This window comes from Streptomyces sp. NPDC003691 (assembly GCF_053981115.1).
The window spans coordinates 12,378-27,096 of the sequence record NZ_JBSFNQ010000012.1; the positions used below are offsets into that span (position 1 = coordinate 12,378).

The 14,719-nt window shown below is 71.8% G+C and carries 13 protein-coding genes; 5 read left to right on the forward strand and 8 right to left on the reverse strand.

All coding sequences use genetic code 11. The features are described 5' to 3' along the window. Window positions 1-3 precede the first annotated feature (3 nt). The 4 genes from ACWDR0_RS08335 to ACWDR0_RS08350 all read right to left on the reverse strand — a co-directional run bounded on the left by ACWDR0_RS08335 (window position 4) and on the right by ACWDR0_RS08350 (window position 4,503). Window positions 4-1,128, reverse strand: a complete 1,125-nt coding sequence (locus tag ACWDR0_RS08335) for a GuaB3 family IMP dehydrogenase-related protein (protein ID WP_456350867.1) — start codon at window positions 1,126-1,128, stop codon at window positions 4-6. Between the two features lie 164 nt (window positions 1,129-1,292). Continuing rightward, complete coding sequence (gene guaB / locus ACWDR0_RS08340) at window positions 1,293-2,795, reverse strand: IMP dehydrogenase (protein WP_456350868.1); 1,503 nt, start codon at window positions 2,793-2,795, stop codon at window positions 1,293-1,295. A 235-nt stretch (window positions 2,796-3,030) separates the two neighbouring features. Further along, window positions 3,031-3,606 carry a sigma-70 family RNA polymerase sigma factor gene (locus ACWDR0_RS08345; protein WP_006347167.1) on the reverse strand — a complete coding sequence of 192 codons (576 nt, stop codon included), beginning with the start codon at window positions 3,604-3,606 and terminating at the stop codon, window positions 3,031-3,033. A 285-nt stretch (window positions 3,607-3,891) separates the two neighbouring features. Further along, entirely contained in the window at window positions 3,892-4,503 is a 612-nt protein-coding gene (locus tag ACWDR0_RS08350; RefSeq protein ID WP_003948568.1) for a response regulator transcription factor, read from the reverse strand. Window positions 4,504-4,923: 420 nt separating this feature from the next. On the opposite strand from ACWDR0_RS08350, the gene ACWDR0_RS08355 reads away from it, so the two are divergent. Continuing rightward, window positions 4,924-5,271: a WhiB family transcriptional regulator gene (locus ACWDR0_RS08355; protein WP_456350869.1), complete on the forward strand. Its 348-nt coding sequence runs from the start codon at window positions 4,924-4,926 to the stop codon at window positions 5,269-5,271. A 198-nt stretch (window positions 5,272-5,469) separates the two neighbouring features. Here the strand turns inward: ACWDR0_RS08355 and ACWDR0_RS08360 are convergent, their stop codons facing one another. Beyond that, entirely contained in the window at window positions 5,470-6,438 is a 969-nt protein-coding gene (locus ACWDR0_RS08360; protein WP_456350870.1) for a LysR family transcriptional regulator, read from the reverse strand. 80 nt (window positions 6,439-6,518) lie between these two features. On the opposite strand from ACWDR0_RS08360, the gene ACWDR0_RS08365 reads away from it, so the two are divergent. The 3 genes from ACWDR0_RS08365 to ACWDR0_RS08375 all read left to right on the forward strand — a co-directional run bounded on the left by ACWDR0_RS08365 (window position 6,519) and on the right by ACWDR0_RS08375 (window position 9,129). Next, window positions 6,519-7,220 carry an MOSC domain-containing protein gene (locus ACWDR0_RS08365; RefSeq protein WP_456350871.1) on the forward strand — a complete coding sequence of 234 codons (702 nt, stop codon included), beginning with the start codon at window positions 6,519-6,521 and terminating at the stop codon, window positions 7,218-7,220. Window positions 7,221-7,315: 95 nt separating this feature from the next. Continuing rightward, entirely contained in the window at window positions 7,316-8,089 is a 774-nt protein-coding gene (locus ACWDR0_RS08370; RefSeq protein ID WP_456350872.1) for an SDR family NAD(P)-dependent oxidoreductase, read from the forward strand. 65 nt (window positions 8,090-8,154) lie between these two features. Further along, a complete protein-coding gene (locus ACWDR0_RS08375; protein WP_456350953.1) occupies window positions 8,155-9,129 on the forward strand; it encodes a hydroxyacid dehydrogenase in 975 nt (324 codons plus the stop codon). A gap of 326 nt (window positions 9,130-9,455) precedes the next feature. Here ACWDR0_RS08375 and groL read toward each other — a convergent pair whose 3' ends face one another. The 3 genes from groL to ACWDR0_RS08390 all read right to left on the reverse strand — a co-directional run bounded on the left by groL (window position 9,456) and on the right by ACWDR0_RS08390 (window position 13,373). Further along, complete coding sequence (gene groL / locus ACWDR0_RS08380) at window positions 9,456-11,078, reverse strand: chaperonin GroEL (RefSeq protein WP_456350873.1); 1,623 nt, start codon at window positions 11,076-11,078, stop codon at window positions 9,456-9,458. Between the two features lie 119 nt (window positions 11,079-11,197). Further along, entirely contained in the window at window positions 11,198-11,506 is a 309-nt protein-coding gene (gene groES / locus ACWDR0_RS08385) for a co-chaperone GroES (RefSeq protein ID WP_006347174.1), read from the reverse strand. Window positions 11,507-12,338: 832 nt separating this feature from the next. Beyond that, window positions 12,339-13,373, reverse strand: coding sequence for a polysaccharide deacetylase family protein (locus tag ACWDR0_RS08390; protein ID WP_456350874.1), 1,035 nt, complete (start codon window positions 13,371-13,373; stop codon window positions 12,339-12,341). A gap of 104 nt (window positions 13,374-13,477) precedes the next feature. On the opposite strand from ACWDR0_RS08390, the gene ACWDR0_RS08395 reads away from it, so the two are divergent. Then, window positions 13,478-14,704 (forward strand): THUMP-like domain-containing protein, encoded by a 1,227-nt coding sequence (locus ACWDR0_RS08395; RefSeq protein ID WP_456350875.1) that lies wholly within the window; start codon window positions 13,478-13,480, stop codon window positions 14,702-14,704. The last annotated feature ends 15 nt before the right edge of the window (window positions 14,705-14,719 follow it).

The following is a 14,719-nucleotide window of genomic DNA, read 5'->3' on the forward strand; positions in this document are numbered from 1 at the left end:
GGGTCAGCGCTTGTGCTGCGAGTCCGCGATGGTGACCTCGACGCGCTGGAACTCCTTGAGCTCGCTGTAGCCCGTCGTGGCCATCGCCCGGCGCAGCGCGCCGAAGAAGTTCATCGAACCGTCCGGCGTGTGCGAGGGGCCGGTGAGGACCTCCTCGGTGGTGCCGACGATGCCGAGGTCCACGAGCTTGCCGCGGGGCACGTCCTCGTGCGCCGCCTCCATGCCCCAGTGGCGGCCGCGGCCCGGCGCGTCCGTGGCACGGGCCAGCGGGGAGCCGATCATCACGGAGTCCGCGCCGCAGGCGATCGCCTTCGGCAGGTCGCCGGACCAGCCGACACCGCCGTCGGCGATGACGTGGACATAACGGCCGCCGGACTCGTCCATGTAGTCGCGGCGGGCCGCGGCGACATCCGCCACCGCCGTCGCCATGGGCACCTGGATGCCCAGGACATTGCGCGTGGTGTGCGCGGCGCCGCCGCCGAAGCCGACGAGGACACCGGCCGCGCCGGTCCGCATCAGGTGCAGGGCCGCCGTGTAGGTGGCGCAGCCGCCGACGATGACCGGGACGTCCAGCTCGTAGATGAACTGCTTCAGGTTCAGCGGCTCGGCGGCGCCGGAGACGTGCTCGGCGGAGACCGTGGTGCCGCGGATCACGAACAGGTCGACACCCGCGTCGACGACGGCCTTGGAGAACTGCGCGGTCCGCTGCGGGGAGAGCGCGGCGGCCGTGACCACGCCCGAGTCGCGCACCTCCTTGATCCGCTGGCCGATCAGCTCCTCCTTGATGGGGGCGCCGTAGATCTCCTGGAGGCGGCGGGTCGCCGTCTCCTCGGGCAGCTCGGCGATCTCGTCGAGCAGCGGCTGCGGGTCCTCGTAGCGCGTCCAGAGGCCTTCGAGGTTCAGCACACCGAGGCCGCCCAGCTCGCCGATGCGGATGGCGGTCTGCGGGGAGACCACGGAGTCCATGGGGGCGGCGAGGAAGGGCAGCTCGAAGCGGTAGGCGTCGATCTGCCAGGCGATCGAGACCTCCTTCGGGTCCCGCGTACGCCGGCTCGGTACGACGGCGATGTCATCGAACGCGTATGCCCGCCGTCCGCGCTTGCCGCGCCCGATCTCGATCTCAGTCACCTTGTCTGGGCCTTTCCCTCTGTGTCAGCACCCACCAGTATCCCCGACGCATGACGGAGGGGCGGCCGGGCGTTCCGTCGGAACGCCCCGTACCGCCCCTCCCCGGGCGTGACGGCCCGCACGCCGTCACGGGGCAACGGAGACCGGGTGCCGGTGTGCGGTGGTTACTTGCGGCTGTAGTTCGGCGCCTCGACCGTCATCTGGATGTCGTGCGGGTGGCTCTCCTTGAGCCCCGCCGAGGTGATCCGGACGAAGCGGCCCCGGGACTGGAGCTCGGGGACCGTCTGCCCGCCGACGTAGAACATCGACTGGCGCAGTCCGCCGACCAGCTGGTGGACGACGGCGGAGAGCGGACCCCGGTACGGAACCTGGCCCTCGATGCCCTCGGGCACCAGCTTCTCGTCGGAGGCGACACCTTCCTGGAAGTAGCGGTCCTTGGAGAAGGAGCGCTGCTCGCCGCGGGACTGCATGGCGCCCAGGGACCCCATTCCGCGGTACGACTTGAACTGCTTGCCGTTGATGAACAGCAGCTCGCCCGGAGACTCCTCGCAGCCGGCCAGCAGGGAGCCGAGCATCACCGTGTCGGCGCCCGCGACCAGGGCCTTGGCGATATCGCCCGAGTACTGGAGGCCGCCGTCGCCGATGACCGGGATCCCGGCCTCCTTGGCGGCCAGCGAGGCCTCGTAGATCGCGGTGACCTGGGGGACGCCGATTCCGGCGACCACCCGGGTGGTACAGATGGAGCCCGGGCCGACACCGACCTTGACGCCGTCGGCGCCCGCGTCGATCAGCGACTTCGCGCCGTCACGGGTGGCCACGTTGCCGCCGATGACATCGACACCGGAGGAGTTCGACTTGATCTTGGCGATCATGTCGCCGACCAGCCGGGAGTGGCCGTGCGCGGTGTCCACGACGATGAAGTCGACACCGGCGGCGATCAGCGCCTGGGCCCGCTCGAAGGCATCGCCGGCGACACCGACGGCCGCGCCGACGAGCAGCCGGCCGTTCGCGTCCTTGGCGGCATTCGGGTACTGCTCGGCCTTGACGAAGTCCTTGACCGTGATCAGGCCCTTGAGCACACCCGCGTCGTCGACCAGCGGCAGCTTCTCGATCTTGTGGCGGCGCAGCAGCTCCATGGCGTCCACACCGGAGATCCCGACCTTGCCGGTGACCAGCGGCATCGGGGTCATGACCTCGCGCACCTGGCGGCTGCGGTCCGACTCGAAGGCCATATCGCGGTTGGTGACGATGCCGAGCAGCTTGCCGCCCCGGTCGGTGACCGGGACACCGCTGATCCGGAACTTGGCGCACAGCTCGTCGGCCTCGGCGAGCGTGGCGTCGGGGTGCACCGTGATCGGGTCGGTGACCATGCCGGACTCGGAGCGCTTCACCAGGTCGACCTGGTTGGCCTGGTCGGCGATGGAGAGATTGCGGTGCAGTACGCCGACACCGCCCTGGCGGGCCATCGCGATCGCCATCCGGGACTCGGTGACCTTGTCCATCGCCGCGGAGAGCAGCGGGATGTTCACCCGGACGTTCCTGGAGATGTACGAGGAGGTGTCGATCTGGTCGGGAGCCATGTCGGAGGCGCCCGGCAGCAGCAGCACATCGTCGTAGGTCAGCCCGAGTGTCGCGAATTTCTCGGGCACTCCGTCGACGTTGGTCATGACACCTTCCCCAAATGGCCTTGATCGGTGCGGATGTCCATGCTAACGGCCCGGGACGCCGTCTCATTCCACGACCAAGATCACCTGGCTGCTTTGTGCGATGGTCCACATGTCGTACCCACGGGTGGACAGGGCCCCGCGGACGGCGTAGGGGCGGGCTCCCGGCCTCGTACGAATGCCGTACGCACACCCGTCCGGGGCCCGGACGGGGTTCCGGGCCTGGCCCGGCCGCCGGCTACTGCTCGGCGAGGGCCCGCAGCCTGCTCAGCGCGCGATGCTGGGCGACCCGGACGGCACCGGGCGACATCCCCAGCATCTGGCCGGTCTCCTCCGCGGTGAGCCCCACGGCGACCCGCAGCACCAGCAGCTCGCGCTGGGTCTCGGGCAGATTGGCCAGCAGTTTCTTGGCCCACTCGGCATCGCTGCTGAGCAGCGCCCGCTCCTCGGGGCCGAGGGAGTCGTCGGGGCGCTCCGGCATCTCGTCGGAGGGCACGGCCGTCGATCCGGGGTGCCGCATGGCGGCCCGCTGGAGGTCGGCGACCTTGTGGGACGCGATGGCGAAGACGAAGGCCTCGAAGGGGCGGCCGGTGTCCCGGTACTTCGGCAGCGCCATCAGCACGGCGACACAGACCTCCTGCGCGAGGTCCTCCACAAAGTGACGGGCATCACCGGGCAGCCGGCTGAGCCGGGTACGGCAATAGCGCAGGGCAAGGGGGTGAACATGCGCGAGCAGATCGTGCGTGGCCCGCTCGTCGCCGTCGACGGCGCGATGGACGAGTGCACCGATCACCGTGCTTCTGTCGTCACGCATCGGTCCATGGTGCCTCGGCGGCCGCTCGTCCGTGGCACCGCGCCCCATGTTGTGCACCGAAGCGTTATGAGCAGGCGCGCCGGAACTCATCGCCGTCGCCCTCCCCTTCCGCTCGACCGACTCCCCGAGGAACTCCACATCTCAAGGATGCGGCATCGCGCGGGAAACGGGCGCCCGGTGCGTTCCGTCTCCCCGCCCACCACCGTACGGCGAGCGGGGTACGCATTGCCGCCGGGGACCCGTGCCCCGCGCGGCAGTGCGCGGGCACGGCCCGGGGGCACGGCCTCAGCGGACCAGGCCCCAGCGGAAACCGAGCGCGACGGCGTGCGCCCGGTCCGAGGCGCCCAGCTTCTTGAAGAGCCGGCGGGCGTGGGTCTTGACGGTGTCCTCGGAGAGGAACAGTTCCCGGCCGATCTCGGCGTTGGAGCGGCCGTGGCTCATGCCTTCCAGCACCTGGATCTCGCGCGCGGTGAGGGTGGGGGCGGCCCCCATCTCGGCCGAGCGCAGCCGCCGGGGGGCGAGCCGCCAGGTCGGGTCGGCCAGCGCCTGGGTGACGGTCGCGCGCAGCTCGGCGCGGGAGGCGTCCTTGTGCAGATAGCCGCGGGCGCCGGCGGCGACCGCGAGGGCCACTCCGTCGAGGTCCTCGGCGACCGTGAGCATGATGATCCGGGCGCCCGGATCGGCCGAAAGCAGCCGCCGGACGGTTTCGACCCCGCCGAGGCCGGGCATCCGGACATCCATCAGGATGAGATCCGAGCGGTCCGCGCCCCAGCGGCGGAGGACTTCCTCGCCGTTGGCCGCGGTCGTCACGCGCTCGACGCCGGGCACGGTTGCCACCGCGCGGCGGAGCGCCTCTCGGGCGAGCGGGGAGTCGTCGCAGACGAGGACGGAAGTCATGACCGACCTCCGTGGCGCTCGCAGCTAAAGCGCGTCACCTTGAGCCTCCAGGCTGGTACGTATCGTCACCTGTGCGGTTGAACGCTCTCGGACATGTGCCCGAGCGGTCGTTCCTTCAACCGCCTCCGACCTACCAACGACGGTCACTCGAAAGAGTTACGGGTTCCCGGGACCTCTTCCGCACCCCTCGCGGAACCGTCCGGGCGGCAGGGTTTACCTGAAAGCTATGCCCCATTTAGATGCTTTTTCTTCACTTTGGATAGTGTCTGGGGCTAGATTCCCAATGAATCATATTTACATCTACTTAGATAGTAGATGTACGGTCGTGAGACATGGTGCGGATCTCGAAGCGGCGCATGCGGAGCGGTGCGCCCGCCCGACCCGACCGGACCCACCGAGCACGGATTCAAGGGGCAAGCCATGGCAGATTTCTCCCGCCTTCCCGGACCCAACGCCGACTTGTGGGACTGGCAGCTCCTCGCCGCCTGCCGCGGGGTGGACAGTTCCCTCTTCTTCCACCCCGAGGGCGAACGCGGTGCCGCCCGGAGCGCGCGGGAGAACTCGGCGAAGGAGGTGTGCATGCGGTGCCCGGTCCGGGCCCAGTGCGCGGCCCACGCCCTGGCGGTGCGGGAGCCGTACGGCGTCTGGGGCGGGCTGACCGAGGACGAGCGCGAGGAGCTGATGGGGCGGGCCCGGCACCGGCTGGTCCCGGCGACGAGCGGCGCGGGTGCCGCGGGCGGGAGCCACGGGGCGCCGGCGCGACATTGACCCGTACCGCGCCCAGGAAGCGAAGAAACGTTTCCGCACAGACTTTCGCCCACTGCTGTACGCCTGCCGCTCGTCCGCTGTTCGTCCGCACCGCCGCCCGGCCGGTCGCGGAGCCGGGCACCAGGGCGGCAGCCCGGCCGTCCGGGCATCGGGCCTCAGGGCTTCATGCGTCAGGGCGTCAGGGCGTCAGAGTGCCGTTCAGCGGGCGGCGGCCAGGGTCAGCTGGTCCAGGGTGGCCGCCACGGCGGGCACCTGGGAGAGGTCGGGCAGGGTGAGGGCGACGATCTCCCGCTCCACCCGCGGCGCGAGCGCGACCGTGACGGCGCCCCTGGCACGGACCGACTCCAGCGCCAGTTCGGGCAGGACGGCGACGCCGAGACCGGCGCCCACCAGCCCGGCGACCGCCGGATAGTCGTCGGTCGCGAAGTCGATCCGGGGGGTGAAGCCCGCGCTCTCGCAGACGTCGACCAGCTGGCGGCGGCAGCGGGGGCAGCCCGCGATCCACGGATCTCCGGCGAGGTCCCCGATGGCGACGGTCCCGGCCCCGGCCAGCCGGTGCCCCTCGGGCACCAGGCCGACCAGCCGGTCCGAGAGCAGCGGCCGGACCACCAGGTCGTCCCATTCCGTGTCCGTTCCGGCGGGGTCGCCGCCGCGGCCCGGGGCGCCCGTGTCCGGCCCGGCGGGGTCGCCGGAGCCGCCCGCCCCGGTCCGGTCGCCGTAGCGGAAGGCCAGGGCCACATCGCAGTCGCCCTCGCGCAGCATCTCCACCGAGCGCGGCGGTTCCGCGTCCACCAGGGAGACCCGGGTGCCGGGGTGGGCGGCCCGGAGTGCGGCGAGCGCGGTGGGCACCAGGGTGGAGCTGCCGCTCGGGAACGAGACCAGCCGTACCCGCCCGGCCCGCAGTCCCGCGATCGCGGCGACCTCCTCCTCGGCGGCGGTGAGCCCGGCGAGGATGCCGGTGGCATGGCGGACCAGGGCCTCACCGGCCTGGGTCAGCCGCATCTCCCGGCCGGTGCGGATCAGCAGCGGGGTGCCCGCCGAGCCCTCCAGCGCCTTCATCTGCTGGCTCACCGCGGGCTGGGTGCAGCCCAGGGCGCGGGCCGCCGCGGAGAAGGAGCCGGTGGTGGCCACCGCGCGCAGGACTCGGAGATGACGGGCCTCGATCATCCCTCGAATATAAGAGATTCTTGGGTCCGGGGCGACTTACTCTCTGGATCCTTTGGGGCCCGGGGGTTTAGCGTTGGTCCATGAAGCTACTGACCGTGAATGTGGGCCGCGCCAAGACCGTCGGGTACACCAGCACCCCCGGCGGGGTCACCGGGATCGACAAGCGGCCGGCCGAGGGGCCGGTCCGGGTCGCCGACCCCGGCGCGCCTGCCGGGGAGAACGGCAGCGGGGTGGCCGGGGATCTGGTCCGCGACACGGTGCACCACGGCGGCACCCATCAGGCGGTGTACGCCTTCGCCCGGGAGGATCTCGACTTCTGGGAGCGGGAGCTGGGACGGCCGATCGCCAACGGCTCGTTCGGCGAGAACCTCACCACCCTCGGCCTGGATGTCAGCGGCGCCCGGATCGGCGAGCGCTGGCGGATCGGCGAGCGGGTGGTGCTGGAGGTGACCAGCGGCCGGATCCCCTGCCGTACCTTCGCGGGCTGGCTGGACGAGCTGGGGCTGACCGGCAAGGGCTGGGTGAAGCGGTTTACGCAGCAGGCGGAGCCGGGGGCCTATCTGAAGGTCGTCGAGGCCGGGGAGATCCGGGCGGGCGATCCGGTCGAGATAGTGCACCGTCCCGACCACGGGGTGACGGTGGCCATGGCGTTCCGGGCGGCGAGCACCGAGCGGGACCTGCTGCCGTCGCTGCTGGCGGCCGGGGATGCGCTCAACCCGGTGCTGGTGGAGAAGGCCGAGGCATATCTGCGCAGGCAGCACGCGGGGCAGGGCGCCGGGTAAAGGACCGGGCGGGACCGTCCGGGGGCGTTCCGGCTCCGGGCCGTACGCCGGACCGTGTGCGTCCGGATCCGGCCGGGGGCACTAACGTGCCGGTTATGACGACCGCACTGATTACGGGCGCCACCGCGGGAATCGGCGCTGCGTTCGCCCGCCGGCTCGCCGCCGACGGGCGCGATCTGGTCCTGGTGGCCCGCTCCACCGAACGGCTCCGGGCGCAGGCCACCGAACTGCACGACCGGCACGGCATCGAGGCGGAGGTGCTGACCGCCGACCTGTCGGCGGAGGACGGCATCGCGGCCGTCGAACGGCGCCTCGGCGACCGCAGAAACCCGGTGGACCTGCTGATCAACAATGCGGGCTTCGGGAACAAGGGCCGGTTCCTCGAAGTCTCCATGGCCGACGAGCTGACCATGCTCAAGGTGCACTGCGAGGCGGTGCTGCGGCTGACCGCGGCGGCGGTGGAGCCGATGCGGGAGCGCGGCCGGGGCGGTGTGGTCAATGTGGCGTCGGTGGCGGCCTTCGTACCCCGGGGCACCTATGGGGCCTCCAAGGCGTGGGTGGTCCAGTTCACCCAGGGCGTGGGCCGGGACCTGGCGGGTACGGGCGTACGGCTGATGGCGCTCTGCCCCGGTTTCGTGCGCACCGAGTTCCATGAGCGGGCGGGCATGGGGACGGACAACATCCCGGGGTGGATGTGGCTCGACGCGGACAAGCTGGTGGCGGCGGCCCTCACCGATCTGGGCCGTGGAAAGCCGGTGTCGATCCCGGACCCGCGGTACAAGGCGCTGATGGGTGTGGTGAAGCTGGCGCCGCGCGGGCTGGTGGGCGGGTTCACGTCCCGGACGGGACGGAAGTACGGGCCGCAGTGACCGCGGGGGCAGGGGCCCGCGGGCCGGGGCCGGCCGCCGGAGCGCGGCCCCGGGTGCTGCTCGCCATGGGCCCGGGGGTCGCCGGGCGGCTGCTCTCCGGGCACCACCGGGTCCGGCTCGGCGCCCTGGCCCGGACCGACCCGGATCTGGTCGCCCATGATCTGCGGACCCCGTCGCCCGCGGTACGGGACGCCTTGGCGACCGCCGAGGTGCTGCTGACCTGCTGGGGAGCGCCGGAGCTGGACTCCGGCGCGCTGGCATCAGCACCCCGGCTGCGGGCCGTGGTGCATGCCGCCGGTTCGGTGAAGGGGCATATCACCGATGCCTGCTGGGAGCGCGGGATCGCGGTCTCCTCGGCGGCTTCGGCCAATGCGCTGCCGGTCGCGGAGTTCACGCTGGCCGCGATTCTGTTCGCGGGGAAGCGGGTCCTGCCGTCGGCCCGGCGGTACGCGGAGCTGCGGGCGGCCCACGACTGGGGCGCCGAACTGGCCGGGGCGGGCAATCACCGCCGTACGGTCGGGATCGTCGGCGCGTCCCGGACCGGCCGGCGGGTGGTCGAACTGCTGCGGCCCTTCGATCTGGACGTCCTGCTGTACGACCCGTATACGCCCGCGCCGCCGGGCGCGGCGGCGGTGGACCTGGACGAGCTGTGCGCCCGGAGCGATGTCGTCTCGGTGCATGCGCCGCAGCTGCCCGCGACCCGGCATCTGCTGGACGCCCGCAGGCTCGCGCTGCTCCCGGACGGCGCCACGCTGATCAACACCTCCCGGGGTTCCCTGGTGGAGGAGTCCGCGCTGCTGCGGGAGCTGGTGTCGGGGCGGCTGTACGCGGTGCTGGACGTCACGGAGCCGGAGGTGCCGGTGCCGGACTCGCCGCTGTACTCCCTGCCGAATGTCCTGCTGACGCCGCATCTCGCGGGTTCGCTCGGTACCGAGCTGTACCGGATGGCGGATCTGGCCCTGGACGAGCTGGAGCGGTACGCGACCGGGCTGCCGTTCGCGGAGCCGGTGACCAGGGAATCCCTGGACCGCTCGGCGTAACCAATCCTTCGGGGGGAACGGAAACGGGCCCGGGAACCGGCATCACGCCGGTTCCCGGGCCCGCCCAGGGACTAAAAAGGTTCACTCCTCAGGACCCCGCCCGCCCCGAAGGGCCAGGCGGACGGCCCGCCCGGGTGATACCGGATCGGGCCCGCCCAAGGAGCCGCCCCCGCTCGCCCCCAAGGACCTGACGGCGAGTGAGCCGAAGGGGCGCGGCGAGTTCTGGAAGGAGAACGCGCACAGGTCGCGAGGAACGAGCGACCGAGCACGATCGACTGAAGAACTCGTCTTCAGCGCCCCGGAGGCGAACCGAGCCCTTAAAAAAATCAGTGCGAGTGGCCGTGGCCGTGGCCCGCGTCGGCCGGCTCCTCTTCCTTCTTCTCGACGACCAGGGTCTCGGTCGTGAGGAGCAGGGAGGCGATGGAGGCGGCGTTCTCCAGGGCGGAGCGGGTGACCTTGACCGGGTCGATGACGCCGGCCTTGACCAGGTCGCCGTATTCGCCGGTGGCGGCGTTGAAGCCCTGGCCCTTGTCGAGCTCGGCGACCTTGGAGGTGATGACGTAGCCCTCGAGGCCGGCGTTCTCGGCGATCCAGCGCAGCGGCTCGACGGCGGCGCGGCGGACCACGGCGACACCGGTGGCCTCGTCGCCCTGCTTGCCGAGGTCGCCTTCCAGCACCTTGGCGGCGTGGACGAGCGCGGAGCCACCGCCGGAGACGATGCCTTCCTCGACCGCGGCGCGGGTCGCGGAGATGGCGTCCTCCAGACGGTGCTTCTTCTCCTTCAGCTCCACCTCGGTGGCGGCGCCGACGCGGATCACGCAGACACCGCCGGCCAGCTTCGCGAGGCGCTCCTGGAGCTTCTCGCGGTCCCAGTCGGAGTCGGTGGCGTCGATCTCGGCCTTGATCTGGTTGACGCGGCCGGCGACCTCGTCGCTGCTGCCGCCGCCGTCGACGATGGTCGTCTCGTCCTTGGTGACGGTGACGCGGCGGGCGGTGCCGAGGACGTCCAGGCCGACCTGGTCGAGCTTGAGGCCGACCTCTTCGGAGACGACGGTGGCACCGGTGAGGGTGGCCATGTCCTGGAGCATCGCCTTGCGGCGGTCGCCGAAGCCGGGGGCCTTCACGGCGACGGCGTTGAACGTGCCGCGGATCTTGTTGACGACGAGGGTGGAGAGCGCTTCGCCCTCGACATCCTCGGCGATGATCAGCAGCGGCTTGGAGCCACCGGCCTGGATGACCTTCTCCAGCAGCGGCAGCAGGTCCTGGATGGAGCCGATCTTGCCCTGGTTGATCAGGATGTACGGGTCGTCGAGGACGGCCTCCATACGCTCCTGGTCGGAGACCATGTAGGGGGAGAGGTAGCCCTTGTCGAAGGCCATGCCCTCGGTGAAGTCGAGCTCCAGGCCGAAGGTGTTGGACTCCTCGACGGTGATGACACCGTCCTTGCCGACCTTGTCCATCGCCTCGCCGATGAGCTCGCCGACCTGCGGGTCCTGCGCGGAGAGCGCGGCGACGGCGGCGATGTCGGTCTTGTCCTCGATGGGACGGGCGGTGGCGAGCAGGTCGTCGGAGACGGCCTTGACCGCGGCGTCGATGCCCTTCTTGAGGGCGGCGGGGGAGGCGCCGGCGGCGACGTTGCGCAGGCCTTCGCGGACGAGCGCCTGGGCCAGCACGGTGGCGGTGGTGGTGCCGTCACCCGCGATGTCGTTGGTCTTGGTCGCCACCTCCTTCACGAGCTGGGCGCCGAGGTTCTCGTACGGGTCGTCGAGCTCGACCTCGCGGGCGATCGTGACACCGTCGTTGGTGATGGTGGGGGCGCCGAACTTCTTGTCGATGACGACGTTGCGGCCGCGGGGGCCGATCGTCACCTTGACCGTGTCGGCAAGCTTGTTGACGCCGCGCTCAAGGGCGCGACGGGCGTCTTCGTCGAACTTCAGGATCTTCGCCATGGGAGCGTTTCTGTCCTCTTCTGAGACGTGCTGCGAAATACTGCGCCCCCAGCGCCCGGTGCAGAGTGTGTCAGCGGGGGCCAGGGGCGCAGTTCAAGAACAAGCGGAGAGTGCTCGGCTTACTTCTCGACGATCGCGAGCACGTCGCGGGCCGAGAGGACGAGGTACTCGTCGCCGTTGTACTTCACCTCGGTGCCGCCGTACTTGCTGTAGAGCACGACGTCGCCGACCTTGACGTCGAGCGGCAGGCGCTCGCCGTTCTCGAAGCGGCCCGGACCGACGGCGAGGACGGCGCCCTCCTGGGGCTTCTCCTTCGCGGTGTCCGGGATGACCAGGCCGGAGGCCGTGGTCTGCTCGGCGTCGAGCGGCTGGACCACAATGCGGTCCTCGAGCGGCTTGATGGCAACCTTGGAGCTGGCGGTCGTCACGATCCGACCTCCCCCTTCGGAGATCTCACGGGGTTAACTGTCTGAGGTGGCGACCAGGTGGATCCGTCGTCGCGGGTGCCGGACCTGCCCGTCGCTGTGTTGGCACTCTCCATTGGGGAGTGCCAGAGCCGAGACTATGACTGCGATTAGCACTCGGTCAAGCGGAGTGCCAATGCGTCCGCCGTCGGCGGAACGGGCGCGCGCCGGAGTGCGGCCGTGCCGGAGGGCGCTCCGGCGGTGGAACACCACCGCCCGGGGGCGTCTTCGGCCCCAGGGAACGGGCGGTGCCGCAAGCACTCCCGCACCGGCCGGGCGGTGTCGCGAAAGGCGAGGGCCGCGGGGCTGGGCGGTGCCGCGAAGGCCGGTCCCGGCGCCGGGACGGGCCGGTCTCAGGGCCGGTCTCAGGGCCGGGGCGGCCGGAGCGCGTCGCCCCGGCCCCCGGTGCCGGGCGGTTCATGAAGCCGCCCGAACAGACGGGCGGCGGGTTCGGCGAGCACCGGGGCGGGGGCGGGGAAGAGAACGGCGGGAGCGGCCGGAGTGCGGGCCGCGCCGGAGCCGGCGCCAGAACCGGAGCCGGCGCCAGAACCGGGACCGGGACCGGGACCGGGACCGGGCAGCGGTACGGCCTCGGACGCGGCCTCAGACACGGGCGCAGACACGGGCGCAGGCGTACGCGGCGGAGCGGCCGGCTCCCCACCCCCGGGCTCCCCGGTGTGGACCGCCCGGCGGCCGAGCCGCTCAAGGGGGCCGACGGCCGGGGAGGCGCAGCCGGAACAGCCCAGCAGCGCCCCCGCGGCCAGCGCGGCCACGACCCTCGCGGCCGCGCCCGGCCTCACACGTAGTCCTCCAGACGGGCCACGGCGTACCCCTTGTCCGTGATCGTCTTCATCACCTGGCGGACCATGTCGGGCATCGTGCCCTTCCAGTCCCCGGGGCCCCGGAAGTGGGTGAGGATGATGTCGCCCGGGTGGAGGTCGCGGTCCCACTCGCGCCACTCCATATGGTCCGGGAACGCCTCGGCGGCCCACAGCGGCACGGCCTTGACGCCGCACTCCTGGGCGGCCCGCAGGGTGTCCCCGTTGTAGTTGCCGTACGGCGGGCGGAAGAGCGGCGGGCGCTTCCCGTAGAGCCGCTGGAGGTTGTCCTGCTGCCCGCAGATCTCCTTCTTCTGCGCCTCGTAGGAGAGTCCGGGCATATAGCGGTGGTTGAGGGTGTGGTTGTGGAGGGCGGCGCCCTCCTGCTGCATCCGCCGGAAGTAGCCGTAGTTGTCGCTGATGACGTAGTCGCTGAGGAAGGCGCTGTACGGGATCTTCAGCTCGCTCATCATCCGGATGAAGTCGGGGTCCTTCTCGGCGCCGTCGTCGACCGTCAGGAAGACGATCTTCTCCTTCACCGGCACGGTGGTGAAGACCGGCGGCAGGGCCGCGCCGCCTTCGACCTCGAAGCCCTTGCGGGTATTGAGGAACGGTTTCGTCGCGGGGGGCTGCGGCGCGGGCAGCGGGACCTTGTCCAGGCCCCAGGCGCCGATCGCGGCCGCCCGTGCCTTCTGGATCCGTTCGACCTGGTCCACATAGGCGGCACGGGATCCGGCGGGGCCGGCCCGCTGGGCGTCCTTGTCCGCCCGTTCGAGCTGGGACGCCTCCGCCTGGGCACCGGGGTGGGGCGGGGCGCCACCGTGCTCCCCCGGGCCGGGGACGGTACAGGCGGAGCCGAGCAGGCCTGCCAGCAGCACGGCGGCGGCCGTACGCCCCTTCCGTGCTCCGCGCGCCGCTCCGGGCGCTCGCCGCGCCCCCCGGGGATGCCCGCCGGACTCCCGCCCGCATGCACCCATTTCAGCCATCTTTCCGTTTTGTCGTACTAGCCGCATGGCGCTGAATCCTGGCAGCACGCCCCCGCCTGATCCGTACGACACCGCCGTCACCGCCGGTCCGTGACCCTCCTGGCCCATCCCGGCCCCGGACCTGAACCACAATGGGCCGGGTGAACGACGCCGCCTCCCCGCTCCCCGAGCCGCTCGCGACCCTGCTGACCCCCGAGGGCCGGGCCCTGCTGGACGAGCTGCGCGACTACGCCCCCGCCGACGAGCTGGCCCTGGCGACCAGGCTGCGCCGCGATCACCCGGCCGGGCGGGTCTCGGCCGCGCTGGGCCAGGCCAGGCTGCGGCAGCGGGCGGTGGCCAAGTTCGGCGCGGCGGACGCGTACCGCATGTTCTTCACCCCGAACGGCGTGGAGCAGGCCACCCGGGCGCCCGTCGCGGCCCATCGCGCCGCGCGGCTGGCCGCGCTGGGCGTCCGCAGCGCGGCGGACCTGTGCAGCGGTATCGGCGGGGACGCGATCGCCCTCGCCCGGGCCGGGATCCGGGTACTGGCCGTCGACCGCGATCCGCTGACCGCGGCCACGGTCCGTGCCAACGCGGAGGCGCTCGGGCTGGGCGAGCTGATCGAGGTGCGCTGCGAGGACGTCACGGAGACCGATGTCTCGGCGTACGACGCCGTCTTCACCGATCCCGCCCGGCGCGGCGGCCGCGGCCGGATCTTCGACCCGGAGGCGTACTCGCCGCCGCTGTCCTGGGCGGTCGAGGCGGCCCGCGGGCGGCCGGTCGCCGCGCTCAAGATCGCACCGGGGATCCCCCACGAGCTGATCCCGGCCGATTTCGCCGCGGAGTGGATCTCGTACGAGGGCGAGGTGAAGGAGGCCGTGCTGTGGCGCGGCACGGCCGATCCGGCGCCGGGACAGGTGGCCGCGACCCTGCTGTCCGGTGCCGGCTCCGGACCGTCCGGCTCGTACACCCTGCTCGGACGGGGGCTGCCGGATCCGCCGGTCCGGCCCGTCGGCCGCTATCTCTACGAACCGGACGGCGCGGTGATCCGCGCGCATCTGGTCGCCGAGGTCGCCGCCGGGCTGGCGGGCGGCGGGCTGATCGACGCGACGATCGCCTATGTGACGGCGGACGAGCTGCGTCCGCTGCCGTCGGCCACGGCGTACGAGATCACCGATGTGCTGCCGTTCGGCCTGAAGAAGCTCAAGGCGCTGCTGCGGGAGCGCGGGGTGGGCGCGCTGACGGTGAAGAAGCGGGGTTCGGCGGTGGAGCCGGAGGAGGTGCGGCGGAAGGTGAAGCCGCAGGGCCCGAACGCGGCGACGGTCTTTCTGACCAGGGTCGACGGCGCGCCGTCGATGCTGATCGGGCACCCAGCGTAACCCCGCTGCCCCGGC